The sequence below is a fragment of the Mesorhizobium sp. M0676 genome, assembly GCF_040320535.1.
Taxonomy (GTDB): Bacteria; Pseudomonadota; Alphaproteobacteria; order Rhizobiales; family Rhizobiaceae; genus Mesorhizobium.
In genome coordinates, this window is sequence record NZ_JAMYPU010000003.1 from 272,176 (window position 1) to 297,032 (window position 24,857).

At 63.1% G+C, this 24,857-nt stretch carries 24 protein-coding genes, 1 pseudogene and 1 riboswitch; of the genes and pseudogenes, 9 read left to right on the forward strand and 16 right to left on the reverse strand.

Features of this window, described 5'->3' with window-relative positions; genetic code table 11:
• Positions 1–167: 167 nt before the first annotated feature.
• From xylB to NKI35_RS05210, 3 genes are all read right to left on the reverse strand, one after another.
• Positions 168–1,622 (reverse strand): xylulokinase, encoded by a 1,455-nt coding sequence (xylB, locus tag NKI35_RS05200; protein ID WP_352461845.1) that lies wholly within the window; start codon positions 1,620–1,622, stop codon positions 168–170.
• Between the two features lie 81 nt (positions 1,623–1,703).
• A complete protein-coding gene (locus NKI35_RS05205; RefSeq protein ID WP_352738922.1) occupies positions 1,704–3,029 on the reverse strand; it encodes a tetratricopeptide repeat protein in 1,326 nt (441 codons plus the stop codon).
• 24 nt (positions 3,030–3,053) lie between these two features.
• Complete coding sequence (locus tag NKI35_RS05210; protein ID WP_352461847.1) at positions 3,054–3,677, reverse strand: LysE family translocator; 624 nt, start codon at positions 3,675–3,677, stop codon at positions 3,054–3,056.
• Between the two features lie 227 nt (positions 3,678–3,904).
• Between NKI35_RS05210 and NKI35_RS05215 the strand changes: the two genes are divergently transcribed.
• From NKI35_RS05215 to NKI35_RS05240, 6 genes and pseudogenes are all read left to right on the forward strand, one after another.
• Positions 3,905–4,672, forward strand: a complete 768-nt coding sequence (locus NKI35_RS05215; RefSeq protein WP_023668871.1) for a L,D-transpeptidase — start codon at positions 3,905–3,907, stop codon at positions 4,670–4,672.
• 99 nt (positions 4,673–4,771) lie between these two features.
• Positions 4,772–5,938 (forward strand): diphosphate--fructose-6-phosphate 1-phosphotransferase, encoded by a 1,167-nt coding sequence (locus NKI35_RS05220; protein WP_023756519.1) that lies wholly within the window; start codon positions 4,772–4,774, stop codon positions 5,936–5,938.
• A complete protein-coding gene (locus NKI35_RS05225; RefSeq protein ID WP_352738925.1) occupies positions 5,938–6,702 on the forward strand; it encodes an MBL fold metallo-hydrolase in 765 nt (254 codons plus the stop codon). The genes NKI35_RS05220 and NKI35_RS05225 overlap by 1 nt, the downstream gene beginning before the upstream one ends.
• A 27-nt stretch (positions 6,703–6,729) precedes the next feature.
• Positions 6,730–6,948 (forward strand): annotated as a pseudogene (locus NKI35_RS05230) (PDZ domain-containing protein); the annotation flags it as partial.
• A gap of 130 nt (positions 6,949–7,078) precedes the next feature.
• The gene (locus NKI35_RS05235; protein ID WP_023684287.1) at positions 7,079–7,690 is read left to right on the forward strand and encodes a sulfite oxidase-like oxidoreductase; all 612 of its coding nucleotides are present in this window, start codon (positions 7,079–7,081) and stop codon (positions 7,688–7,690) included.
• Complete coding sequence (locus tag NKI35_RS05240; protein ID WP_352738927.1) at positions 7,687–8,427, forward strand: FAD-binding oxidoreductase; 741 nt, start codon at positions 7,687–7,689, stop codon at positions 8,425–8,427. Before NKI35_RS05235 ends, NKI35_RS05240 begins: the two co-directional genes overlap by 4 nt.
• 45 nt (positions 8,428–8,472) lie before the next feature.
• On the opposite strand, the gene NKI35_RS05245 is transcribed toward NKI35_RS05240, so the two are convergent.
• The 8 genes from NKI35_RS05245 to NKI35_RS05280 all read right to left on the reverse strand — a co-directional run bounded on the left by NKI35_RS05245 (position 8,473) and on the right by NKI35_RS05280 (position 16,312).
• Positions 8,473–9,939, reverse strand: coding sequence for a nucleotidyltransferase family protein (locus NKI35_RS05245; protein ID WP_352738929.1), 1,467 nt, complete (start codon positions 9,937–9,939; stop codon positions 8,473–8,475).
• Positions 9,939–10,631, reverse strand: coding sequence for a glycosyltransferase family 2 protein (locus tag NKI35_RS05250; protein ID WP_352738932.1), 693 nt, complete (start codon positions 10,629–10,631; stop codon positions 9,939–9,941). Before NKI35_RS05250 ends, NKI35_RS05245 begins: the two co-directional genes overlap by 1 nt.
• A complete protein-coding gene (locus NKI35_RS05255; protein ID WP_352738934.1) occupies positions 10,616–11,368 on the reverse strand; it encodes a glycosyltransferase family 2 protein in 753 nt (250 codons plus the stop codon). Before NKI35_RS05255 ends, NKI35_RS05250 begins: the two co-directional genes overlap by 16 nt.
• A gap of 33 nt (positions 11,369–11,401) precedes the next feature.
• Positions 11,402–12,145 (reverse strand): glycosyltransferase family 2 protein, encoded by a 744-nt coding sequence (locus tag NKI35_RS05260; RefSeq protein ID WP_023831249.1) that lies wholly within the window; start codon positions 12,143–12,145, stop codon positions 11,402–11,404.
• Entirely contained in the window at positions 12,142–13,191 is a 1,050-nt protein-coding gene (locus NKI35_RS05265; RefSeq protein WP_023703624.1) for a hypothetical protein, read from the reverse strand. The genes NKI35_RS05260 and NKI35_RS05265 overlap by 4 nt, the downstream gene beginning before the upstream one ends.
• Positions 13,192–13,344: 153 nt before the next feature.
• Positions 13,345–13,767 carry a PqqD family protein gene (locus tag NKI35_RS05270; RefSeq protein ID WP_023725910.1) on the reverse strand — a complete coding sequence of 141 codons (423 nt, stop codon included), beginning with the start codon at positions 13,765–13,767 and terminating at the stop codon, positions 13,345–13,347.
• Positions 13,768–13,926: 159 nt separating this feature from the next.
• Positions 13,927–15,027, reverse strand: a complete 1,101-nt coding sequence (locus NKI35_RS05275; RefSeq protein WP_352738938.1) for an FAD-binding oxidoreductase — start codon at positions 15,025–15,027, stop codon at positions 13,927–13,929.
• 37 nt (positions 15,028–15,064) lie between these two features.
• Complete coding sequence (locus NKI35_RS05280; protein ID WP_352738940.1) at positions 15,065–16,312, reverse strand: aromatic ring-hydroxylating oxygenase subunit alpha; 1,248 nt, start codon at positions 16,310–16,312, stop codon at positions 15,065–15,067.
• A gap of 116 nt (positions 16,313–16,428) precedes the next feature.
• A riboswitch (cobalamin riboswitch) is annotated at positions 16,429–16,630 on the reverse strand.
• A gap of 499 nt (positions 16,631–17,129) precedes the next feature.
• Between NKI35_RS05280 and NKI35_RS05285 the strand changes: the two genes are divergently transcribed.
• The 3 genes from NKI35_RS05285 (at position 17,130) to NKI35_RS05295 (ending at position 17,912) form a co-directional block, all read left to right on the forward strand.
• Positions 17,130–17,336 carry a DUF680 domain-containing protein gene (locus NKI35_RS05285; RefSeq protein WP_023668885.1) on the forward strand — a complete coding sequence of 69 codons (207 nt, stop codon included), beginning with the start codon at positions 17,130–17,132 and terminating at the stop codon, positions 17,334–17,336.
• Between the two features lie 67 nt (positions 17,337–17,403).
• A complete protein-coding gene (locus tag NKI35_RS05290; protein ID WP_023668886.1) occupies positions 17,404–17,607 on the forward strand; it encodes a DUF680 domain-containing protein in 204 nt (67 codons plus the stop codon).
• A gap of 71 nt (positions 17,608–17,678) precedes the next feature.
• Positions 17,679–17,912 carry a DUF680 domain-containing protein gene (locus NKI35_RS05295; RefSeq protein WP_023715518.1) on the forward strand — a complete coding sequence of 78 codons (234 nt, stop codon included), beginning with the start codon at positions 17,679–17,681 and terminating at the stop codon, positions 17,910–17,912.
• A gap of 73 nt (positions 17,913–17,985) precedes the next feature.
• Here NKI35_RS05295 and NKI35_RS05300 read toward each other — a convergent pair whose 3' ends face one another.
• The 5 genes from NKI35_RS05300 to NKI35_RS05320 all read right to left on the reverse strand — a co-directional run bounded on the left by NKI35_RS05300 (position 17,986) and on the right by NKI35_RS05320 (position 24,609).
• Positions 17,986–19,098: an ABC transporter ATP-binding protein gene (locus NKI35_RS05300; protein WP_023668888.1), complete on the reverse strand. Its 1,113-nt coding sequence runs from the start codon at positions 19,096–19,098 to the stop codon at positions 17,986–17,988.
• 66 nt (positions 19,099–19,164) lie between these two features.
• Positions 19,165–20,829, reverse strand: coding sequence for a beta-galactosidase BglA (gene bglA, locus NKI35_RS05305; RefSeq protein WP_352738943.1), 1,665 nt, complete (start codon positions 20,827–20,829; stop codon positions 19,165–19,167).
• A gap of 5 nt (positions 20,830–20,834) precedes the next feature.
• Complete coding sequence (locus NKI35_RS05310) at positions 20,835–21,989, reverse strand: carbohydrate ABC transporter permease (RefSeq protein ID WP_023668890.1); 1,155 nt, start codon at positions 21,987–21,989, stop codon at positions 20,835–20,837.
• Between the two features lies 1 nt (position 21,990).
• Entirely contained in the window at positions 21,991–23,004 is a 1,014-nt protein-coding gene (locus tag NKI35_RS05315; RefSeq protein ID WP_023668891.1) for a carbohydrate ABC transporter permease, read from the reverse strand.
• A 249-nt stretch (positions 23,005–23,253) separates the two neighbouring features.
• Positions 23,254–24,609, reverse strand: coding sequence for an ABC transporter substrate-binding protein (locus tag NKI35_RS05320; RefSeq protein WP_023668892.1), 1,356 nt, complete (start codon positions 24,607–24,609; stop codon positions 23,254–23,256).
• Positions 24,610–24,857: the final 248 nt, after the last annotated feature.

The window sequence follows — 24,857 nt, forward strand, 5'->3', positions numbered from 1 at the left end:
CAAGGGGGGAGATTGATAGTCACGCGGACCTTCGCCAACCAATAACGCCGAAAGAAAAGAGTCGGCGCGCAAGCTGCCAATCTCCCCCCTTGAGGGGGAGATGCCCGGCAGGGCAGAGGGGGGTGCCTCGCGCTCCCTCATGTGATTGCCGGGTGCCCCGCGCTCACTCACGCCATGGCGCCCTTGATCGCCGGATACAGCGCCCGGTAGCGCTGATAGGCATCGGCATACGCCCCGCCAAGCGGGACATCCGGTTCGATCGTCGCATCCGTCCTCGGCGCCGTGCACACCGCCAGCGGATCAGCCCCTGTCGCCGCAATCAGCCCGAGCCGGGCGGCGCCAAAGGCAGCACCGAAATCGCCGTCGGCCGGAATGTCCACGGGCACCTGCAGCGCCGTAGCGATCGCCTTCAGCCAGTAGCGCGAGCGCGAGCCGCCGCCGATTGCCGTCACCCGCGTCAAATCCGTGCCGGCGGTCTTCAAGGCTTCGAGACTGTCGCGGAAGGCGAAGGCGACGCCTTCAAGCACGGCCTGCGTCAGCACCGCGCGGCTCGACTCATGCGCCAGTCCGGTGAAGGACCCACGAATGGCGGAATCATTGTGCGGCGTGCGCTCGCCCGAGAGATAGGGCAGGAACGACACCCCGCTCGGCGCTTTCAGCACATCGCCAAGTTCGGCGGTCAATTCGCCGGCCTTCTTGCCTGAAATCTCCGACAGCCAGTTCAGCGAATCGGTCGCAGACAGGATGACCCCCATCTGGTGCCAGGTGTTGGGCAGGGCATGGCAGAAGGTGTGCACCGCGCTTGCCGGATTGGGCAGGTAGGAAGCGTTGGCAGCAAACAGCACGCCAGATGTGCCCAGCGACACAAAAGCGTGGCCGGCGCCGACCGTGCCCATGCCGCAGGCTGAAGCCGCATTGTCGCCCGCGCCACCGGCCACCGGGACGCCTGATGCTATGCCCCAGTTGGCGGCCAGTTCGGCGCGCAAGGCTCCGGCCTTCTCCGTGCCTTCGACCAGCGACGGCATCTGCCTTTCGTCGAGCGATGTCGCCGCAAGCAATTCGGGGGACCAGCGCCGTTTGCCGACATCTAGCCAGGAGGTGCCGGCGGAGTCCGACATTTCTGAGATATGCTCGCCGGTCAGCCAGAACCGAAGGTAATCCTTCGGCAAAAGCACTTTTGCAACCTTGGCGAAAACCGCGGGCTCGTTGTTCTTCACCCAGGCGAGTTTCGGCGCCGTGAAACCGGGGAAGACGATGTTGCCGGTGAGTTGGCGAAAGTGCGGGTCGGCATCGAGCGCGGCGGCCTCCGCGTGGCTGCGCGTGTCGTTCCACAGGATGCAGGGGCGCAGCACCTGGTCGCCGGCATCGAGCAAGGTGGCGCCATGCATATGGCCGGAAAGGCCGATGCCCTTGACCGCGGCAAGCTCTTTCGGGTGCGAGGCTTTCAGCTTGGCAATGGCGGTCTCGCAGGCGCGGATCCAGTCGGCGGGGTTTTGTTCGGACCAGCCGGGATGCGGCCGCGATACGTCAAGCGAAGCATGGCCGGAGCCGATGATCTTCTGCCCGGCATCGATCAACAGCGCCTTGACGCCCGACGTGCCGAGATCGAGGCCGAGATACATGCATTCCTCCCATTGCCATTAATTTTTTCGGGTCTCGAAAAAATCTGGCTCGCCAGTTTTTAAAACAAGATCCGCCGCGGGTCAATTCTCTGACAAATTGGCGGCGCGTTGCGAAAACAGCGCCGACAGCGGACTGTCCGGCCGGACCAGTGCGCGCTCGGCCGTCAACGCCCAGGCAAGCGCCGTGTCGCCGGCGCGCAACGCCGCCTCGATCAGCGTGAGATCAATCACATCGCGCTGGGCGTGGCTGCCGCCAAAGCGATGGGCAATGGCGCGGATCGGTCGGATCAGGCGCACCGCTTCGCTGTAATTGCCCTCGCCGAATGCCTTGATGCCTTCCGTCAGTGGCTGGCCGACATCCCGGGTGAAGGCGGCGTTGTCGTCGCTGCCGCGCATCGCCTCGTGCTGGGCTTCGAGCAAGATGTTGACCGGCGCTTCGAGACCGGCGCCGACGAATGCCATCATCGCATGCGCATCGTTGAAGGCGTAATTGCCGGCTCCAGCCTTCGGCGCCCAGTTGGCAGCGAGCGCTGCCCAGCGGTCGCCGACATCGACACCGCCGAGATAAAGCCGCCATAGGATCGCAGAGGCGTCGACCATGTTCAGCGCCAGCGTCGAACGCTCGCCATAGATCGGCCCGTCATAGAGCTTGAGCACCTCGTCGGTCTCGCCGAGATCGTAGTGGAACAGCGCCAGATGCCACCAATTATGCACCTGCAGGAAGCTTTCTTTGGTCCACGCCTCGGGGTTGGCGCGCATCCAGGCAATGCCGTCCCGTTGCCGGCTCTGCATCTCCATGACATGGGCGACCGCGTGCTGCGCCCAGCCGTCGCGCGGCTCGATCTCGATCGCCTGCCGGCCAAAGCTTTCGGCCCTGACATAATCGCCCATCTCCTCCAGCCCGAAGGCCTGCATACCGAGAATGGCGTGATAACCTGGCATGCTGCTCTGCCAGGACGGCAGCGCGCGGCCGATACGGTCGCGCAGCATGCGGGCATTGCCGGTGAAGAAGTCGATCTGGTGGCCGACCTGCAGCGCCACCGCATCGAGCGGGTTGTCGATGGCGATATCCTCGAGAACACGTGCGGCGTCATGCCAGCGTCCCTCGGCAAGATGGCCAAGGGCCGCCACATGCGCCTGTTCGCGCGGCGTCGCGGCAAGCGGCAGTGCCGCGGCATGGCATGCCTGGGCGACCGCCGTTGCCTCGCGTTCGGTGGCGAGGCCGAACAGATACCCCTTGAAGACACGCGCCATGACGAAACCGGGATCCGCCGATATGGCGCGGTCAACGGAGCCGACCGGGTCGCCGACGAAGCATTGCAATTCATGAACGGCCTGGCTGTAGGGTGAAAACCCGGCCTCGGTCGCGCCCGAAAACATTAGGCCGAATGGATCTCTTACTGCCATATCGGCCCTGATGCTCCGCAGTTCCTAATTGCCCGAGCGCATCGCCACCGTGGCGATCCCGGCGCCGACCAGCAGCGTGCCGCCGGTGCGGTTGAAGATGCGGATCGCCTTGCGGTTGCGTACGACGTTGCGGGCGCGCGCCGCAATCAGCGCGTAGCCGAAGGCATTGGCGAAGGCGAGCGCCAGGAAGGTCGCTTCGAAGATCAGCATCTGTGTCCAGAAATCGGCTTCCCGGTTGAGGAACTGCGGCAGGAAAGCGACGAAGAAGGTGATGCTCTTCGGGTTGAGTGCGGTGACCAGCCAGGCGTGCGCCATCATCTTGGCGGCCGAGACGGCATCTGTGCGTGGTTCGGCTTTGAGCGCGCCGCCGGCGCGAAACAGTTTTACCCCGAGATAGATCAGATAGCAGGCGCCGATCAGCTTCAGAATGGTGAACACGGTCGCCGACGCGGCCAGCAGCGCGCCGATGCCCAGCATCGACAGGGTCATGGCGGTGAAGTCGCCCAGCGCCACGCCGACAGCCATCGGCAAGGCGGTGCGCCAGCCCTGGCCCAGCGCATAGGACACGACCAGAAGAATGGTCGGGCCCGGAATGATGAGCAGCACGGCGGAGGCGGCGGCGAAGGCGGCCCAGTTTTCGAACGACATCTTTGTCTCCTTGAGCGCAAAGAAAAGGATAAATCCTCGTGTGCGGTGGAATGTAAAGAGCCCTCTCCCAAAAATGCACGGCGGACCATTTCGCCCGACCGCTGCCGCTATTGGTGGCACAGGCTTAAGACCGGTCGTTGGGCCTTCACCCTTTTTCAACCATGTTTGGCGAAACTGCCTGCTATCCGGCCGGACCGTGTTTCCCGCCGACAGCGTAGGGTTTGGGTATGCGTGAGTTGCCGCAGAATGTGACGCCGCCAGCAAATGGCGACGCAAACGAGACCGAACATCTCTATTCCCGCCGCTTCGTCCTGTCAGGGGCCGGCGCCATGACGCTGCTCGGCATGGCCGGCTGCAGCACTTCGACGCTCGAGCTGCCGCAATTCCAGCTGGATGACACGGTCACCGGCTCGGTGCGGCCGATCCGTCCGGCGATCAGCGTCGACAAGAACGTCACCGGCCCCGATGTCATGTACGCTTCGCTCAACGATGGCGGCTTCGAAGTGCCGGCGGTGCCCTATCAGAAGGTCAAGCCGGAGTTCCGCCGCCAGATCGTCGTCAACGAGACCGGCGAGGCGCCCGGCACCATTGTCGTCCATCTGCAGGAGCGAAAGCTCTATCTGGTGCAGGAGGGCGGCGACGCCATTCGCTACGGCGTCGGCATCGGCAAGGACGGCTTCCGCTGGTCCGGCCGCGCCAACATCCAGTACGGCAAGGAATGGCCGACCTGGACGCCGCCGCCGGAGATGATCCAGCGCAAGCCGGAACTGGTGAAGTGGCAAAACGGCCAGCCCGGTGGCCTCACCAACCCGCTCGGCGCACGCGCTCTTTACATCTACCAGGACGGCAAGGACACCGGCTACCGCATACACGGTTCGCCGGAATGGGCGAGCATCGGCCAGGCGATGTCGTCGGGCTGCGTGCGCCTGATCAACCAGGATATCATCGACCTCTACAGCCGCGTTTCCAAGAAGAACCCGGTCGTGGTCGTCTGATCCTGTGCGGCGGTTTGGCGCCGCTGGAAACTCCCGTTGCGCGATGCGGCAAGCTAGGCCAAGGTGCCTTGAAAACCACAGCGCCGGGAGAGATCGAGCATGGCTGGAACGTTTGTCATCGCACAGGGCGGCGGCCCGACCGCCGTCATCAACCAGACGGTTGTCGGGGCCACGCTGGAAGTCCGCAAGCGCCATCCCGGCGCCAAGGTGCTGGGCTCGCTCCACGGCGTGCGCGGCATTCGTGACGGCAACTATGTCGACCTCTCCGCCATCCCAGAGGACCGGCTGCGGCTGATCGCCGGAACGCCGAGTGCCGCGCTCGGCTCGACACGCGACAAGCCCGACGCTGCCTATTGCGAAGTCATCCTCAACGGGTTGAAGAAGGCCGGCGCCGACGCTTTCATCTACATCGGTGGCAACGACACGTCGGGCACGCAGCAGATTCTGACCGACGCCGCCGGCGGCAGCATTGCTTTCGTCCATGCGCCAAAAACCATCGACAACGACCTCGAGGAAAACGACCACACGCCGGGCTTCATCTCGGCGGCCGAATTCGTCGCCGGCGCCTTCCTGTCCGTCGATCTCGATTTCCGCGCATTGCCCGGCATCTATGTCGGCATCGTAATGGGTCGGCATGCCGGCTTCCTCACCGCGGCGGCTGCAGCCTGGCAGCTCGATCCCGACAGCGGCCCGCATCTGGTCTACGTGCCGGAACGGCCGTTCTCCGCCGCCGGTTTCATCGACGACGTGCGCGCCACGCTCGACCGCCACAAGCGTTGCATCGTCGCCGTCTCCGAAGGAGTCAGCACCGCCGACGGCAAGGCGCTGGTCGAAAGCCTGGTGCCGCCGGACAAGCTCGAGCGCGACGCGCATGGCAACGTCAAACTGTCGGGCAGCGACCTGCCGTCAGCTCTGGAACGTGCGCTCGCCGAAGGCCTGCCGGGCAAGCGCGCCCGCGTCGATGCGCTTGGCTACATGCCGCGCGGCTATGTCGGCGCGATCAGCGCCGTCGACGCGCGGGAGGCTTTCGACGCCGGCGCCTTCGCGGTTGCCGTTGCCGGCGAAGGCGGTGGCTCGGTGGCGCTGCAATATGACGGCACGAAAACCGTGCTGAAGAAGGTGCCGCTGAAGAATGTCGCCGGCAAGACACGCCATATGCCCGACGATTTCATGAAGCCCGATGTCAACCAGCTGTCGGAAGCGGGCATGGCTTACCTGAAGCGGCTGGTGCCGGAAAAATACAAGGTGGGAAAGCCCTTCGTCTGATGGGCGGCCGTTTTGGCGGCGCCCGTTTTGGTGGCGAGCGCGTTGTCGGCGACTGGTTCGGCAAGACGATCATCGACGACCGCACGACGATGCTGACCGAGCCGTTCGTGCATGATTTCGTGCGCGCCAACATCTGGCATTTCAGGGGACGCGACGCCGACCTGCTGGTCGACACCGGCATGGGCATCTGCCCGCTGGCGCCTGAGATCGACACGCCCGAGGGCAAGCCGCTCATCGTCGTCGCCACCCACATCCATCTCGACCATGTTGGCTCGCTGCACGAGTTTCCGCTGCGCGCCGGGCCGCGGCACAGTGCCGAGCATTTCGAGACCATGAATGAGGCAGTGACCTACGCCTACATGTTTTGCAATCTCGACGGCGCCGTTTCGAAATTGCCGGCGCCGGGCTGGACGGCGGCCGACTACAAGATCCTGCCGGCGCCGCTGACGCGCACGCTGGACGAGGGCGACATCGTCGACCTCGGCGACCGGCAGTTCCGCGTCCTGCATCTGCCCGGACATTCGCCGGATTCAATCGCTTTGTTCGACGAGGCGGACGGCCTGTTCTTTGCCGGCGACGCCATCTACGATTCCACGCTGATCGACGACCTGCCGGATTCCTCCCGGCCTGATTATCGCCGTGCCATGCAGCGGCTCCTCGATCTGCCTGTTCGCCTCGGCCATGGCGGCCATGGGCCGAGCTTCGACGGCAACCGGATGCGCGAGATCGCCACAGCCTATCTCAGGCGCAACGAAGGCCGCTGACGACATTGTGATCGGAACCAGCGTGGCGCCGTGGTCGAGCGCGTCAATCCGGACAAGGCAGCCGCCAATGCGGGCCTGCAGCCGGGCGACGTCATCGTCGCCGTCGACCAGTCGCCGGTGCGGAATGCGCGGCAAGCCAACCAGGCGATCGCCGAGCCCGGCAGATCGGGCCGGAAGTCGGTGCTGCTTTTGATCGATCGCAGCGACGCGCAAATCTTCGTCGCCGTATCCTTCGCCGCCGGTTGAGACATCATGGCAGGCTCGCCGGACCACCGACAGGCCTGCCGCACGGCCGCCGAAATTCCTGTTGCCCGCCGCGACATCTTCGAGAACATTACGGCAGGCCGGCAATGGCCTGCTAAAAACGGACGGTCAAATGGTCACTCGCGGTTTTTCCTCCGGTCGAAAGCCTCCTACGGAGACCGATGCGCGCATTCCGCCCGGTCAGTATCTCGAACAGGGCTTTCCGGTGCTGTCGGCGGGGCCGACGCCGCGCGTGCGCACCGAGGACTGGTCGTTCACGCTCAAGCACGGGCCACGCCCGATCAAGAAGTGGAACTGGGCCGAGTTCAACGCGCTGCCCTTGACCAAGATGACGCGCGACATCCATTGCGTTACCGCCTGGACCAAGTTCGATACCGCCTGGCAAGGCGTGCTGGTCGACGACATCCTTGCCGATGCCGGTATCGAAGCGCCGACCGGCTTCCTGCTGGCGCATGGCTATGACGGCTACACCACCAACGTGCCGGCCAAGGATCTCACAGCGGGGAAGGCGATGGTGGCGCTCCTTTATGAAGGCAAGCCGATCACTGCCGACCATGGCGGCCCGGCGCGGCTCCTGGTGCCGCATCTCTATTTCTGGAAATCGGCCAAATGGCTGAACGGGCTGCAGTTCACCGAGCGCGACGAGCCGGGCTTCTGGGAATTGCGCGGCTATCACATCTATGGCGACCCGTGGCGCGAGCAGCGCTATAGCGGCGATCCATGAGCGAAGCGCCGCAATCTCCCTGGCAGACGGCGAAAATCACCCGGATCGAAAAGCGGACGGCACGCGTTGCCAGTTTCTTTTTCGCGCTGTCACGGCCATTCGCCTATCGCGCCGGACAGCATGTCGATGTCAGGCTGACTGCGCCTGACGGCTACCAGGCACGCCGCTCCTATTCCATCGCCTCGGCGCCGGAGAGCGGCGCCACGATCGAGCTGGCGATCGAGAAGTTCGACGACGGTGAAGTCTCGCCCTTCTTCCACGACATCGCCGCGGTCGGTGACGAGATCGAACTGCGCGGGCCGCTCGGCGGCCATTTCGTCTGGTCCGATGGGGATGGCGGTCCGCTGCTTCTGGTCGGCGGCGGCTCCGGCGTCGTGCCGCTGATGGCGATGGTGCGTCACCGGACCTTGCGCAAATCGGCGGTGCCGGTGGCGCTGATGTTTTCGGTGCGGGTCTGGGACGAGGTGATCTGCCGCGACGAGCTGATCGGTCTCGGTGACCGCCGCGACGGGTTCGAGCTGGTGCTGACGCTGACGCGCGAGGCCGTACGGCGCCCGTCCGCCTATTCGAGGCGCATCGACACGGCAATGGTTATGCAGGCGCTCACGCGGCTGCCGCGGCCGCCGGCGCTCGCCTTCGTCTGCGGGTCGAACGCCTTCGTCTCGGCGGCTGCCCGGGCGCTGATCGACGCCGGCATATCAGCGGAAATCATCCGCACCGAGCGCTATGGCGTCTGAGAGGGCCACAGTGGTTCAATGTTTCATGGAAACAGCGACCCGCTCTCAGGCGGGTGAAAACCTTGCCGACAGCAATTGGAACGGCAGCGCGCCATAGGCGGCGACTTCGGCCTCATTGTCCCAGTTGCGGAACTGGCGCGATGGCCGTGCCTCGATCACCAGAGGCCGGCCGGTGTCGTCCACCGTTACCTTGCCGCGAAAGCGCAGCACACGTCCGCCGCCGGCGCGGCTGATCACCATCGAACGCAGGCGGGCGACATGGCCGCCGCCGGCATTGATTTCCATCTCAATGCGGCGCCGGATTGGTGGAACGACGATCCTGACGGTGACGTCCAGCACCATCGCTCCAGTCCTGTCCGGACGCGGCAGGGGCTGGGAAAGTGCAAACGGCGCCGACGTCGCTCTTGCCTTGCGCAATGTCGGCCTGCCGCGCCAGACGGCGGGCGTCGGCTGCTGCAGGCGGCCCTTTTTGCGTTTGAGGCGCAACTGCTTGGCAAAGCCGCGCGACAGCCAAACGAGGCCGCCGAAATCGGTGCGCGGCTTGGCCTGCAGCACCGAGGACCAGCGCGACAGGCCGGCGCGGTCGGCCAACTCAATCGTCTTTGCAAGTTCAGCCTCCGGCACCGCAATGCCGATCTCCAGGCAGAGATAGGAGAGCGCCACCGCCGCGGCTACGGCCAGGTGGCGCCTGGCGACGATGTCGGCGAACACGCCCCAGTCGACTGCGCCACTCTCGATGGCGACCGCACAGTCGACCAGCCAGTCGCTGTGGGTGTGGGCATCGAGGCCGCCATGTGCGATGGCAAGCGCCATGCGGTCGGCCGGAGAGGGAACAAGCACGCGGACGCCATTGAAGTCGGCTGACAGCGCCCGCTGCCAGATCGCCAGATCATCTTTCGCGCTTTGCTGCGACCCGTCATAAGCGAGCTGGTGCAGGTCGATGTCGCCGAAACTGCCCTTGAAGAAATTCATCGAACGCAAGGACGCCAGCCTGGTGCGCAGATATTGCGGACTGACGCCGGTGGCGATCTGCCAGTCGCGTTCGCTAAGCACATCGAAGGCGGCAATCATGTCCTGCGGGCGCACCAGTATGTCGATGTCATGCGCCACCCGGCCGCGCTGCGCCGACGCGTTGACGGCGATGCGGCTGGCGCCTTTGATAAGCATCACCGCGCAGCCGGCGTCGATCATGGCCTGTAGCGCCGGCTCGGCCTCGCGCGCAGCCAGTCGCGATTTGGTCCACAGCATCTTTTGCAGGCCGACAAGACGTGGATAGGCAGGATGCCCAGCGAGCTTGCGGCCGAACTTGTCGGAGATCGCGGCCAGCAGCCGATGCTCTCGGAAGGCAGCATGGTCGATGTCGTTCTCGTCGAGCCAGCGCGCCGCGTAACGCCCTGCCGCTTCTTCATCGGGCAGCAATGCGGCCTTCAGCAGCTGGTCGAGGCCGCCAGTGGGCCATGACCAACCATAGTCCGGAAACCGGCGGCCGATACGGCGCATGGCATTGGCCATCAGTGGGCGCTCGCCTTTTTCGCTGCTCGCCTTTGCATGGCCAGCCTTACGACTTCGACATAACCGCGGTCGCGCACGGGGTCGCGTCCATAGGACATGCTGCCGGGCCGGATGCGGCGCAAGGTCAGGACATCGTCGAGCATGGCAAGCGCAAAGCCCGCCTCACGGGCACGGGCGATCCAGTCGACCATGTCGCCGCGACCGCCTTGCGGGTCGATGATCGGACCGACGGCCTCGGCTACGTCCCGGCGGATCATCATCGTGGTACGCGACCAGCCCGCCACCGCCACGTCCTGTTGCACATCGGGCTTGTCATCGCGAAACGTCCGCCAGTGGGCAAAGACGCCTGCCGTCGCCGGAAACCGCTCGAAATGCTCCAGCTGCCTTTCGATCTTGGTCGGCAGCCACAGATCGTCCGCATCGAGCGTGGCGACGAAGGGCGTCGCCAGCGCGGCGATGCCCCTGGTGGTGGCGCTGCCTGGTCCGGCATTGTCCTGGCGCAACACCCGCACCGGCATGCCCAGCGCATTGACCACCGCGACCGTATCGTCGGTCGAGCCGTCATCGACGACAATTATGGCGTCGGGCTGGACCGTCTGGGCCGCGACCGATCGCAGCGTCTCGGCGATGGTGGCGGTCGCGTTGAAGGCCGGAATGACGACGCCGTAGCTGGCCATCACAGGAAACGCCAATTCGCAAGTTCCTTGAAATCGAAGATGCCGTCGACAGGGTGCAAGGAGCGGTCGGCCTCGCGCCGTTTCATCGACTTGTAGACGGCGCGCATGAATTCGCGGAAAGGAACATCGGCCTGCCTGGTCATGTTGCCGGGATGGCGCCGGTAATAGAGCGCAACAGTGTCGGGCATCGTGAATTTCGGCCCGCTTTCGAAAGTGCGCAGCAGATAGTCGGTGTCCTCGGCCTGGTGGAAATCCTCGTCGAAGCTGCCGATGCGTTCGACCAACCGCCGGACGAAGATAGCGGGAGACAGGTGAATGCCGCGAACCGTCACCGAGTGGCTGTCGGCTGTCGGCTCCAGCGTATCGTCATCTATGTCGTCGACCAGCGTCATGCGCGAATAGGTGAGCTCGAGGGTGGGGTCTGCGTCGAAACAGGCCAGATCCGCCTTGAAGCGGCCCGGCGGGGAAATGTCGTCCGAATCGAGAAACGATACCAGCCTGGTCTGCGGCAGCAATTGCCGCAAGCCCGCGTTGCGCGCCCGCGTCACCCCGGCATTCTCCTGCTGGAAAAGGCGAATGCACGGCGCCTCCGCGATCAGCGAGCGCACGACCGCCGCCGAACTGTCGGTCGAACCGTCGTCGATAACGATGATGTCGAGATCGGCGGCATCGCGCTGCCTCAGCAGCGAGCGCAGCGCCGAGCCGACATGGCGTTCGCGGTTGTAGACCGGCATGATCACGCTCAGCTTCACGCACGCATTCCAGGCTGTGATCTGTTCATTCTTTCACCACTCTGCCGGACGCTTGATCTCGAAAAGCCCCTCGACCGGGCGCCGCGACGGATCGGCCTTGCGCCGCCGCAAGGATTTCTGAATCACACGCAGATATTCGCGCACCGCCACATCCCTTTGCTTGGTCAAATTGCCGGGGTGGCGCCGGTAGTATACCGCGACGGTGTCGGGAAAAATGTGCTTTGGGCTGGTTTCGAAAATGCGCAGCAGATAGTCAGCGTCTTCGCCCTGCCGGAACTCCTCGTCGAAAGCACCTGTACGGTCGATGAGTGCCCTGCGGAATATCCCGGCGCTAAGGCTGACGCCACGCACGGTGGGACCTGCGCCGCCCCGTGCCGGCTGCAGGGTTTCGTCGTCCATGAGATCGACGCGCGTCATCAGCGAGTAGGTCAGCTCGAGCGCAGGGTCGGCCGCGAACAGGGGTAGGCCAGCCTTGAATCGTCCAGCCGGCGAGACGTCGTCCGAATCCAGGAACGACACCAGTTCGGTTTGCGGCAGCAACTGCTTCAGCCCTGTGTTGCGCGCGTTGGCCACGCCCTGGTTGGCCTGCTGGAACAGGCGGATGCACGATGCTTCCCGCATGATGGCGCGGACGGCTTCAACGGAGCTGTCCGTCGAGCCGTCGTCGACAACGATGATATCGAGATCGGCATCGTCGCGTTGCCTGAGCAGGGACCGCAACGTCGAAACGACATAGATCTCCCGATTGTAGACCGGCACGATGACGCTCAACTTCATGCAGCGCCCCGAAGGACGAAATCCGCAATCGTGCCGGCGATCTCGCGCGGCTCGGTCCCCAGCGACAGCCGGTAGCATGGCAGATCGCGGGTAAGCTCGCTGAAAAAGCGAAAGCCCGCTTCCCGCTCCCCCGGCATCTGCACGATTCCTGACGGCGCCAAGGCGATCATGGCATCCTTGCGCGATATGGGCATGACCGAGCTTCTCGCACCTCCCCTGATATGGGGCACTATCAAAGCAATAATGTCCAGACTTGCAGGAGTTGGTCGAGGCGCGACCTCGTTGATGTGAAAGGCATGCTTGCCTTGCCAGTTCAGCGGTTGGTACGAATTTAGCCGACCCTCCAGCTTCAGCCGCTTGAAGCCCTCCGGATCCTGCTTGAGCGTGGCAAACAGCGGATAGGCCGTCACCCCCTCGGTCCGGTCGATCAGCACATAGTCGTCGCCGACGCTATCGAGCCCATTGAGCAGGCCGGCGACGACCGTTCCCGATTTGCCGGCACCGCCGGAGCCCGCCAGCAGGACGCCCTTGCCATCGATGCCCAGCGTGCCGGCATGGGTGAGCCGCATGCCGCGCGCCGCATATTCCCAATGCAGGAAGGCGCGCAGCGGCGCCCCTTGTTCCCATGGCGGAAAGGCGTCGGCCGACATCATCAGCTGCGCCCCGACATGGCGTTGCGGATCATGGAACTGCCAAAAGTCGAGGTCATGATAGTAGCTGCCGCGCAATCCGGCCTCTTCCAGCCGGTTGGCAAAGGCATGATGGTTGTAATCGCCTCGGCCCCAGGTGGCCGGGGCGGGGACGCCATCGATGGCCGGGTGGGCGACGAAAATGCGGCAGCCGTCAGATGCAGACGGATTTTCCGGGGCCGGTATGAAGGCATGGCTCATGGCTTCCGCCAGCGTGCCATGGTCGAGGTGGACACTCAGGTCCAGTCCCGGCAACCGCACGCTGGCGGTAACGGGATAGAAGGCGGCGGCGCTTTCCGCGGCCGCCAGCACATGGCGGGCATAATCCGGCAGGGTTTGCAGCGTGATCAAAGGCATGTGTTCGTTGTTCCAGCGTCCAGAATTGCGCCGGGTCGCCTGATGCATGTCGCTCGGGGTGGCCCCGGTTTTGAGACGACGACATGCATAAAATCAAAGATCTAAACCGCGTCGCCTGAGTCCGTTCAAACGCGACGCGCTTTAGGGAAACGATTATGCCTGTTTCACCGCCGGCCAGCCGAGAGGTTCCTCGACCTCATGGATCGGGTCGACAATGATGAGATCGGCAAGGTCGTCGTGGACATCGACCTTGAGCGGCTCATTGCTGGCAGCAAGCGCAGACGACAGCTCGCCCGAAAGCGGTTGTGCCGGTGTTTCGGCTGGCGCAAGCAACCCGAAATCGAGCAGTCGGGCAACGAAGCTTTCGAGGTCGGCCAGGCTTATTTTTGCGGCGGCCGCGGCAGCTCCGACCAGCGCTTCAGTGGCGACGCCGGACGACAAAGCCTGCCAGACCCGGCTGCCGGAATCGGAAAAGCCGAAATACTTACCGTTCGAAAGATCGAGAACGACGGCTTCGCCATCGAATGATTCGAAAACGATGTCCTTGCTTGCGACCGCGTAGACCCGCTGTTGCATCGCTCTGTCCCCCGTTCCATGCGCCCATGAAGGGATGCGCCGGTTTCACGGTCTGCCAGCCCTTCCTAAGTGCGTCTAAATCACTCGGCCTATGCTTGGCAAGACAAAGACCCGCGAACACCGCCTGCGTCGGCGACCGTTGCGGCGAAGTCGACCGGCTCAAGCCTCGATTTCGAGCGCCGACAATGGTTTCGAGCAGCAGGCAAGGATAAAACCGTCATCGATCTCGTGGTCGAGGATGCCGCCATTGTGGCTCATCTCGACTTCGCCGGAGACCTTCTTCACCTTGCAGGTGCCGCACAGGCCGAACTCGCAGGCGGCGGGAATCCGCACGCCCGAGCTGCGCGCTGTCTGCAGCACGGTCTGGCCGGCGACGCAGCCGGCGTCGACCTCCGAAAGCGAGAAGCGGATCGGCGTCACGGCTTCGACAGGTGCAGCGATGCCGTCCTCGACCGGGGAGGCAAACGGCGCCGGAATTTCCTCCACCACAGGCGCGGCAAAGCTCTCCTGATGGTATTTCGTCATGTCGAAGCCGGCGGCATCCAGCATGCCGCGCACGGCGCGCATGAACGGATCGGGACCGCAGCAGAAGATTTCGCGCTCGCGGAAATCCGGAGCCAGCAAGGGCAGCCGGATCGCATCGATGCGGCCCATATGGCCGTACCAGCCTTCGCGGCTGGAACGTTCCTCGATCATGAAGCCGAGCGACAGGCCGGGCATATGGCCGCCGAGCAGTTCGAGTTCCTTGCGGAAGATGATCTCTTCGGCACGCCGCGCGCAGTTGACGAAACCGACATCGGTCCATGGCGCGCAGTCGTTCAGCCAGCGCAGCATCGACATCATCGGCGTCACGCCGGAGCCAGCCGAGATGAACAGGTATTTGGCCGCCGGGTGGCTGTGCAACGAGAAGTCGCCGGCCGGTCCGTAGGCCTTGACGTGCGAGCCGGGTGCCAGATGGTCGAACATCCAGCGCGTGCCGATGCTGCCGGCCTGCGCCTTGACCGTCACCGCGATCGAAAACGGCCGCGACGGCGACGACGACAGCGTATAGGTGCGCATCAGCGGCCCGTCCGGTGTCGGCAGTTCCAGCGTCAGGAACTGGCCCGGCTTGTAGCGGAACCAGGTCTGGTTGTCGGAGCGGAAGGTGAAGGTCTTGACGTCAGGCGCCTCGTCGCTGACGCCGATCACTTCCAGCACCTGCAGCCTATCGTTCCACGGCGCCATCTGGTCGAGATGGCGATAGAGCCCAAGATCCGTCATCGCATTCATCCTCTGGTCCCTCTTCGCCTGCTCCAGCTCACGCGACGCTGCGCAGCGCCGGCCGGCCGCCTTCGGCAAGGCGCGGGCCGATGAAGGCCGCGTACCATTCGACGAACTGGATCACGCCGCCCTCATGCAGCTCCGAATAGGGGCCGGGCTCATAGGCCGGGGACAGGATGCCGAAGGCGTTCTCCTCGACGATGCGGCGGTCCTGGTCGTTGGTCTCGGTCCAGACATGGGTCAGTTCTTCAAGGTTGTAGTCGACGCCCTCGACCGCATCCTTGTGCACCAGCCACTTGGTCGTCACCGCGGTTTCGGTGGCGCTGATCGGCAGCACCCGGAAGGTGACCGCATGGTCGATCAGGATGTGGTTCCAGGTCGTCGGATAGTGATAGTGCATTAAGGTGCCGATGCGGTCGGCGGCAACAGTGTCGGACAGGTTCTTCGTCACCGCGCGCTTTCCCGACATCGTGTAGCTGACGGCATCGCGCAGCAGCGGCGCGCGGGTGGCGCGGTATTGCCCGGCCGGATCGATGCGGAACTTGCTCGGCAGGCCCGCCGCCTCGCATTTCGCCCAGTGCGCCAGCATCTCCGGATCGCTGTCGGCGCCCTGCACGCCGGTCACCGTCGGCGCTTCGGGGAATGTCTTGCAGAGCTCCGGATGATTGCCGGCGCAGTGATAGCATTCGCGGTTGTTTTCCCAGACCAGCTTCCAGTTGCCCTTCTCGATGATGGTGCTCTCGAAGGCGACCTTGGCTTCATTCAGCCGGTGCGGCTTGAGGTAGGGCTCTATCATGGCGCGCATCGGCGCAAAGTCGGCAGGTTCTTTTGCCAGGCAGATGAAGATGTAGCCGCCGACGCTCTCGCAGGCGACGGGCTTCAGGCCGAACTGGCTCTTGTCGAAGCCTTCGGCCATCTGGCGGGCAAACAGCAGCCGGCCGTCAAGCTCGTAGGTCCACTGGTGATAGGGGCAGACAAGCTTTGCCGCCATGCCCTTCTCAGTGTTGCAGACACGGCTGCCGCGATGGCGGCAGGAATTGTGAAAGGCGTTGATGTTGCCCTTCTGGTCGCGGACCAGCACCACCGGATAATCGCCGATCTGCACGGTGATATAGCTGCCGGGCTTCGGCAGTTCGCAATCATGGCCGATGAACAGCCAGTCGCGATACCAGATGAGCTCCATGTCGAGCTTGAAATAGTCCGGGTCGGTGTAGAAGGGCTGTTCCAGCGAAAAGCCTTGCTTGCGGCCGTTCAGGAGCCTCAGCATGTCGTTGCGCGTATCCATAGTTCTGTCCTCGTGGTTAAGGACTGAACTTGGTGGTGATGGAGGAAGGATCGGACGCAGGCCGGCGCGGCGCCGGACATGCACTATCCACCTCTTGACCGCCCACCGCGATCAGTCGAGTCTAGGCATCTCGGGCTGGTTTCCGGGCTCTGGAGTTGTCCTTGCGGACCATCGCGACACCTTCCCAGGCTGCTGCCCAGTGGTCTCCCGTTGCGACTTCAACTCCACCACCGTTGCGGGGGCAGCGCCGGATTCTGACCGGCTTCCCAATTCTCCGCTGCGTCGTCACGAAGCGGCACCTGAGATGCGATCATCTAATCACGGCAGCGATCGCGACGTCGGAATGAAAGCGACATCATATCCATGCGGCGCGACACGCGCGGCATACGCCCCGCCGACCACCGAAGGGCTGAGATCCTGTCTTGCGGCGCTATCATCGCCGTTTCGAATCGCTGCGGATCCAGTTCCGATCGGGGGCAAAAAGGGCTCAACGGTATCGAGAAGTTACTATTAGCAATCTCTAATCGAACCGAACGGTTCGTTTCTGTTGACAATGCGTGCAGGACGGTGTGAACGACGGTCCGGAAACCGACACCGGAGCGAACCACTCGGTTCGACATAAGCAACTGAAAACAATACAGTAAACAGCCATGAAGGAACTTCCTGGCACAATTTCAAGGTGCAGGACCGTGGTCCACACGGAACAACTTCGTGATTGGAAACCAGCCTATGGCTTTCCCACATCGGGGCTGTCCGAACGACGCGAATTCCTCCCAAGACACGCCGCTAAACGGACAGTCAAACTGGAGTACTAAAAATGAAAAAGATCATCCTCACTGCCGCAGCCGTTTTGGCGATCACCGGCAGCGCCTTCGCCGGTAGCGACAATTACGGTTCCAATGGTGCGAACCAGCCAGCCGTCTCGGTGGACAGCTCGTATACGGCTTCCATTCAGAAGCCGGCGCACGCTGACAAGCAGCCTGTCGTTCAGGGCGCCGACCGCGACCTCTACGGCAATCGCTGATCCCGACCAAAAGAAGGGCAGCTATCCCGCCCTTCTTGGGATCTCAAAAAATTCAGGAGTGTTTGAAATGAAAAAGATCATCCTTGCTGCCGCCGCCGTTTTGGCCATCTCCGGCAGCGCTTTCGCCGGCAGCGACAACTACGGTTCGAACGGCGCCAACCAGCCTGCGATTACGTCGACCGATAGTGGCCATACGGCTTCGGTTGAGAAGTCGGCTCCAGCCGAGCAGGCGCCTGCCCACGGTGCCGACCGTAACCTTTTCGGCCGCTAAAAGCCGGTTTCCAGCACGTGGCGGGCTTATCCGCTGCAGCTGGCGGCATCAGAAAAATTCAGGAGACTAAAATGAAGAAGATCGTTCTTGCCACCGCAGCCGTTCTGGCTGTTTCGAGCGCTGCCTTTGCCGGCAGCGACAATTATGGCTCCAATGGCGCCAACCAGCCGGCCGCTGCCGTCGACACCACCCGCACTTCGTCGACCGGCACCAACTCGGCGGTCTACAAGCTGCTGAACTCGTCGAACGACCAACAGAAGTTCGTTCCTCAGAGCAGCGACAGGGATCGGTTCGGCAACAACTAACAGCCGAAGCTTAAAAAAAGAGCGGCGGGCCTGGCCCGCCGCTCTTTTTTCATGCCTGTACGACGCAGCTATCTCAAGCCGCCTTCACTTCCACCGGCTTGAGCGAGAAGGAGTGCCCATCGGCGTCGAAGATGTGCAGGTCCCCGGCATCCGCGGTCAGTCGCAGCTTTGCCCCGCGCTTGACCTCGACATTGCCGGGCAGCTTGGTCACCAACGGCAGGTCGGCGCGGCCGATATCGACATAGACAAGCTGCACCTCGCCGAGTTGCTCGACATAGTCCACCACGCCCTCGAAAAGATATTCCGCGCCGGTGGCGGCCGACAGATCCTCCGGCCGCACGCCGAAGCTGACTGCCGCACCCTTTGCTGACGCCGGCGTTGCGATCGGCACCGTTGCCTTGCGGCCGCCGACATGGCTGACGATTGTCGGGTTGCCCGTCCTGTCGATTGTCGCCGGCAGGATGTTCATGGCCGGCGAGCCGATGAACTGGGCAACGAACAGATTGCCGGGCTTCTTGTAGAGGTCCATCGGCGTGCCGACCTGCTCGATATGGCCGTCCTTCAGCACGACGATGCGGTCGGCGAGCGTCATCGCTTCGACCTGATCGTGGGTGACGTAGATCATGGTCGTGGCAGGCATCGATTCCTTGAGCTTGGCGATCTCGATGCGGGTCGCGACGCGCAGCGCCGCGTCGAGATTCGACAGCGGCTCGTCGAACAGGAACACTTTCGGATTGCGCACGATGGCGCGACCGATGGCGACACGCTGGCGCTGGCCGCCCGACATCGCCTTGGGCAGGCGGTCGAGATATTTGGTCAGCTGCAGGATTTCGGCGGCCTGCCGCACCCGCTTGTCGATCTCGGCCTTGCTTTCCTTGCCGATCTTCATCGAGAAGGCCATGTTGTCGTAGACGGTCATGTGCGGATAGAGCGCATAGGACTGGAACACCATGGCAATGCCGCGCTTGGAAGGCGGCACGTCGTTCACCACCTCGCCGGCGATCTTCAGCTCGCCGGAGGTGATCTCCTCAAGCCCGGCGATGGACCGCAGCAAGGTCGACTTGCCGCAACCCGACGGGCCGACGAAGACGATGAACTCGCCCGACTTTATGTCGAGGTCGATGCCGTGGAGAATGTGCAGATTGCCGTATGATTTCTTCACCTGTCTCAGCGTGACATCGGCCATAATTTCCTCCCAGTGATTTCCCTAGAGAACCTGGATTTCCTCAAAAAATCCAGTTTCGTCAAAAACTCAGTCGATGCGCCCGAACCAGGCGCCGTAGCCGCCGAGGCGGATGGAACCTGTGCCGGATTGTCCCGAAAAACCGTGCCCGGCCAATGGCAGCAGCGCCTGACCACCGAGATCGACCTCGGCCGGCTTGCTGGCCAGATTGAAGACGCAGACGATCTGCTCATTGCCCTCACGGCGGGTGAAGGCGACGGTGTCGCCCTCGCTTTCGATGAACTCGATGTCGCCTTTGGCCAGGGCCGGATGCTGGCGGCGGAAACCGAGAAAGCGCCGGTAGTGCTCGAGCAGCGAGGCCGCGTCGCCCTGCTGAACATTGACCGCTTGCGACAAGTGCTTGCCCGGCACCGGCAGCCAGGGCTTGGCCGTCGAAAAGCCGGCATTGCTGGCGGTTGCATCCCACACCATCGGCGTGCGGCAGCCGTCGCGGCCCTTGAATTCGGGCCAGAAGCGAATGCCGTAGGGGTCCTGCAGATCCTCGAACTGCAACTCGGCTTCGCCCAGCCCAAGCTCCTCTCCCTGATAGAGGCAGACCGAACCGCGCAGCGACATCAGCAGCGCCGAGATAACCTTCAGATAGGCGGCCGGGTCGGCCTCGTCGGCGGCCCAGCGCGAGGCCGGACGCATCACGTCGTGGTTGGAAAAGGCCCAGCACGACCAGCCGTCGCTGGCGACCTTGCCGAAGGCTTCCAGCACCTGGCGCACCTTGGCGGCGCTGATCTTTTCCGGCGCCAGGAAATCGAAGGAATAGCACATGTGGACGCGTTTGCCGCCGGCGGTGTAGGCGGCGACCACTTCCAGCCCACGCTGCGAATCGCCGACTTCGCCGACCGCGGCGGCCGCCGGATATTCGTCGAGCAGCGCCCGGAACCGTTCGAGGAAGGCAAGGTTTTCCGGCCGGCTCTTGTCGTAGATATGGTGCTGGTAGTTGTAGGGATTGACCGCAGGTGCTGTCTGGTCGTTGCGCTCTTCGGGCGGCAGCGGCGGATTGTTCTCCAGCCCCTGGCTGTGGAAGTAGAAATTGATGGTGTCGAGGCGGAAGCCGTCGACGCCGCGCTCCAGCCAGAAGCGGGTGACGTCGAGCAGCGCGTCCTGGACTTCCAGATTGTGGAAGTTGAGGTCCGGCTGCTCGGACAGGAAATTATGCAGATAATATTGCTGGCGGCTGGTGTCCCACTGCCAGGCCGAGCCGCCGAAGATCGACAGCCAGTTGTTGGGCGGCGTGCCGTCCGGCCTGGCGTCGGCCCAGACATACCAGTCGGCCTTGGGATTGCTACGGCTGGCGCGGCTCTCCTTGAACCATGGATGGTTGTCGGCGGTGTGCGACAGCACCTCGTCGATCATCACCTTGAGGCCGAGGTGATGGGCTTCCGCAACCAGCGCGTCGAAATCGGCGAGCGTCCCGAACATCGGGTCGACGTCGCAATAGTCCGAGACGTCGTAGCCGAAATCCTTCATCGGCGACTTGAAGAAGGGCGAAATCCAGATGGCGTCGACGCCGAGCGAGGCGATGTAGGGCAGCCTGCGGATGATGCCCTTGAGGTCGCCGATGCCGTCGCCATTGGAGTCCTGATAGGAGCGCGGATAGATCTGGTAGATCACCGCGCCCCGCCACCAGTCGCGATCGACGGCGAGATCGGGCTTCGAGGTCGCCTTCAAAGCGGCTTGCATAAGTCTCAACCTCCTTTGACCGAGCCGGCCAGCAGCCCGCGGACGAAATAGCGCTGCAGCGAGAAGAACACGATCAGCGGCACGATAATGGTGACGAAGGCCGATGTCGTCAGGATTTCCCAGTCGCCGCCGCGCGAGCCGAGCAGCGCGTTGAGTTTCGCGGTCAGCACGATCTGGTCCCCTTCGGTACCTAGGAAAACCATTGCCACCAACAAATCGTTCCACACCCACAGGAACTGGAAGATTGCAAAGGACGCCAGCACCGGGAAGGACAGCGGCAGCACGATCTTGACGAAGATTTCGAAATCGCTGGCGCCATCTATGCGCGCCGATTCCATGATCTCGCGCGGCAGGCCGGCAATATAGCTGCGCAGGAGATAGATGGCGAAGGGCAGGCCAAAGCCGGTATGCGCCAGCCAGATGCCGAGATAGGTTTTCGACGGCACACCGAAGAAGATGCCGACGCCGTTGTAGATCTTCAAAAGCGGGATCAAGGACATCTGCAGCGGCACGACCAGCAGGCCGATGATTGTGGCGATCAGCAAGGCGCGGCCGGGAAAACGCATCCACGCCAATGCATAGGCGGCGAAGGCGGCGATCAGGATCGGGATGACCGTCGCCGGGATGGTGACGGTCAGCGAGTTTATGAACGAGCGGCCGATGCCCTCCGAAAACAGCACGGTCTTGTAATTGTCGGTGGTGAATTTCGGTGGCGCCGACGAGGCGTAATAGACGCGCTGGCCACGGTCGCCTTCGAAAGCCTTGGGCGAACTCATGACGAACGTTCCGTCGGCATTGAGCTGCAAGGTCACGCCGTCGCCGAGATCGGCAGTGGTGCCGGCCGGATATTGCGTCGGTGCCGCCGACTTGACGCCGAAGGCGCTGATGTTGCGCGCAGCACCGTCGCCGAAGATATTGCCGGCAAGCACGAACTTGCCGTCCTTCTCGACCTGCGCCGAGGCCGGCGGCAGGCGGCCGGCTTCAGTCTGGCTGGAGCTGGAGAACGAGTTCCACCAGCCCGAGGCGATGATCTGGTCCTTGTCGCGCAGCGACGAGACCAGGATGCCGAGCGTCGGCACGGTCCAGACGGCGACGAAGACAAGCACGGCGATGTGGACGCCGAAGCGGCTGGCAAAGGACTTTCCGGTCGCGACGGCCATCTCAATGTCCTCCCGTCTCTTTGTTCGCCTGGCGGATGTTCCAGACCATGATCGGGATGACCGCGATCATGATGATGATGGCGATGGTGGCGCCGCGGCCGAAATCGCCGCCGCCGCGGAACATCCAGTCGAACATCAGATTGGCCAGCACCTGGCTGTTCCATTGGCCGTTGGTCATGGTCAGCACGATGTCGAACACTTTCAGCACCAGGATGGTGATCGTCGTCCAGACCACGGCGATGGTGCCCCAGATCTGCGGCACCATGATCTTCCAGAAGATCTGGAACGGATTGGCGCCGTCGATGACCGCGGCTTCAAGCGTCTCTTCGGGGATGCCGCGCAACGCCGAAGACAGGATGACCATGGCAAAGCCGGTCTGGATCCAGATCAGGATGATCATCAGGAAGAAATTGTTCCAGAACGGCAGCGATATCCAGACCTGCGGCTGGCCGCCGAAATACTGGATGATGGCGTTGAGCAGGCCGATCTGCGTCTGGCCCTCGCCGCGATATTCGTAGATGAATTTCCAGATCACGCTGGCGCCGACGAAGGAGATCGCCAGCGGCAGGAAGATCAGGCTCTTGGCGATTGTGCCCCACCAGATCTTGTCCGTGAGCACGGCGATTATCAACCCTAGAAAGGTGCAGGCGGCGGGCACCACCGCCAGCCAGATGATGTTATTCAGGATCGAGTTGCGGAACTCGCGGTCGCCGAACGCCCATTCATAGTTGGCGAAGCCGACAAAATGCTGGCCGCCGCGGTCGAGGAAGGACAGCCAGAGCGTCGCCACCACCGGATAGATCAGGTAGACGGTGAGGATGATCATCGCCGGGCCGACGAACAGCCACGGACGGACCAGTCCTTGCCGGCGCAGATTGTCGATGGCCGCAGCCCCGGCCACGCCGCGCGACGGGAATATCAGGTCGACCAGCTTGTTGGCGCCCCAGAAATAGGCGACGCAGCCGCCGACGCCGATGATGATGACAAAAATGGCCGATAAGATCTGAGCAGCCATGGGTCCCTCTTCCCTGCGCATGATCGGCCGGGCCTTGAACAGCCCTGGCGATGTGGCTCTGCGCCGATTTAAGTTATTCTGAAACGAACGAACGCAAATCGGTCCGGCGTAAGGCGCCGGTCGGATCCGGGCCATAGCGGCCCGGACCCAGTCTGTGGAGGAAGTCCTGATTTGCCGCCAAAGCGGCTGATTACTTGGCAGTGGTTACTTGCCAGCTGACTGCTTGCCAGCTGACTGCTTGCCAGCTGACTACTTGATAGCGTCCCAGCTCTTCTGGATGTCGGTGGCGACATCCTGCGCCGACTTGCCGCCGACCAGATCGATCATGCCGGTCCAGAAGGCGCCGGCGCCGATCTTGCCCGGCATCAGGTCCGAACCGTCGAAGCGGAAGGTCGAGGCATTGGCGAGGATATCGCCCTGCTTCTTCAGCGCGTCGCTGGCATAGGCATCCTTGTTGACCGACTTGAGCGGCGTGACGAAGCCGCCCTGGGCCATCCAGATTTCATGTGCCAGCGGCATTTTCAGGAATTCGATGAACGCGCGTGCACCCTTCGAATCCTTGGTGATCATGGCCAGCGTGCCGGCGCCGAGCACAGGCGTGCCCAGCTCGGGCTTGGATGCATAGGGCGGGAAGTAGAAGAAGTCGGCGTCCTGTCCAACCTTTGTGCCTTCCGGGAAGAAGGTCGGGATGAACGATGCCTGATGGTGCAGGTAGCATTTCGGCGGCACCGAGAAGAGGCCCTTCGGGCTGTCGCGGAAGTCGGTCGCGGCAACCGCCTTGGCCCCGCCGTCGACCATCTTGTCGTCGGTCGCGATCTTGCCGAAAATGTCGATGGCGTTGACCACCGCCGGATCGTTGAACGGGATCTCGTTCTTTACCCACTTGTCATACACGTCGGGCGCCTGGGTGCGCAGCATGATGTCTTCGACCCAGTCGGTCGCCGGCCAGCCGGTAGCGCCGCCTGAGCCGAGGCCGATGCACCACGGCGTGCCGCCGTCGGCGATGATCTTCTTCTCGAGGTCGGCGAGCTCTTCCTGGGTCTTGGGAACCTTGTAGCCGGCTTCCTCGAAATTGTCGGGCGAATACCAGACCAGCGATTTCACGTCGGCCTTGTAGGGGAAGGCGAAGAAGCCCGGCTTGCCGTCCTTGTCCTTGAAGGTGCCGAGATCGACCCATGACTGGCCGGCGCCGTAATTGTCCTTGATCCATTTGGCGGTGTCGTCGCCCAGCGGCGTCAAAAGGCCCTTGGACGCCAGATCCTGGATCAGGCCCGGCTGCGGCAGTACGGCGATATTGGGCGGGCTGCCGGCCTGGGTATCGATGACGATCTGCTGTTCGTAATTTTCCGACGAGGAGTATTTGATCTCGGCGCCGGTGGCTTCCTGAAAATATTCGAGAACAGTGCGGATGAGGCCTTCGTCCTCGCCGCGCCAGGGCCCGAAGATGGTCAGCGTCTCGCCCTTGAGATCGACCTTCTTCAGCTCTTCGTAATTGGCCCAGTTGAAGCGCTTGTCTTCCCCGGGCTTGAACTTCAGTTCGGCTTGCGCCGGCAGGGACAAGGCGAGCGTGGCAAACGCTGCGCCAAGCAGAAGCATCTTCTTCATCGGTATTCCTCCCAGTGTGGACACATACACCCGGACGGAACCTCCATTCCGCCCGCCGACGCTGCAGGACTGTGACTCGTTCAGAAAGGAACCGCAACCTTTCGAAGAGTCTTCCAAAGCGCTTTGGTATTTTTGATCTCGCCATTGAATCGGCTGGAAGTCAAGAGGGCGGTGGGCTAATCGATTTAATTTCGAGCTGGAAGACTTGGTAAAGTGCACTGCAGCATAGTTTTACGGCGGTGCAGCAG